Raw genomic sequence first — 330 nt, forward strand, 5'->3', positions numbered from 1 at the left:
TCGTTATATTCCGCAGTTTGTGAAAGCAGGAGCTGATATTGTCACTGTACATCAGGAAGCGTGCCGCCATCTGCACCGCACGATTCATCTGATCAAGGAACAGGGGGCAAAAGCGGGAGTGGTGCTTAACCCGGCAACTCCGCTGGTAACCATCGAATCGATGCTGGATGACCTTGATCTGGTGCTGCTGATGACGGTAAACCCCGGCTTTGGGGGACAAGCGTTTATCTCTAATGTGCTGGCAAAAGTGGCCGCCTTGCGCGGTATGCTCGATCAGCGTGGACTTACCCATGTGGAAATCGAGATTGACGGCGGAGTGAACGCCACTAC

At 53.6% G+C, this 330-nt stretch carries 1 protein-coding gene; it reads left to right on the plus strand.

The window, feature by feature from the left end; translation table 11 throughout:
* Positions 1-330, plus strand: a 330-nt coding sequence (locus tag MXD62_RS10735; protein WP_368862389.1) for a ribulose-phosphate 3-epimerase, incomplete at both ends; no start/stop codon positions are given.

Origin of the sequence: Frankia sp. Mgl5 (assembly GCF_023242985.1) — a bacterium.
Lineage (GTDB): Bacteria > Actinomycetota > Actinomycetes > Frankiales > Frankiaceae > Parafrankia > Parafrankia soli.